Consider the following 283-nt stretch of genomic DNA (forward strand, 5'->3'; position numbering starts at 1 on the left):
CCTCACGCGCGGCAGCAGAAAATATCATTCCTCATACCACCGGTGCGGCGAAGGCGATTGGTCTGGTGATCCCGGCCCTGAGCGGGAAATTAAAAGGCCACGCCCAGCGTGTTCCGGTAAAAACCGGATCCGTTACGGAACTGGTGTCGATTCTGGGTAAAAAAGTCACTGCGGAAGAGGTTAACGACGCGCTGAAAAAGGCAACGCTGAACAATGCATCATTCGGCTATACCGACGAAGAAATTGTCTCGTCAGATGTCATTGGCTCACATTTCGGTTCAGT

At 52.3% G+C, this 283-nt stretch carries 1 pseudogene; it reads left to right on the forward strand.

The features are described from left to right. Positions 1-283 (forward strand): annotated as a pseudogene (locus FDX22_RS03675) (type I glyceraldehyde-3-phosphate dehydrogenase); the annotation flags it as partial.

It is taken from the genome of Citrobacter sp. TBCS-14, assembly GCF_005280805.1.
Classification (GTDB): Bacteria; Pseudomonadota; Gammaproteobacteria; order Enterobacterales; family Enterobacteriaceae; genus Citrobacter; species Citrobacter gillenii.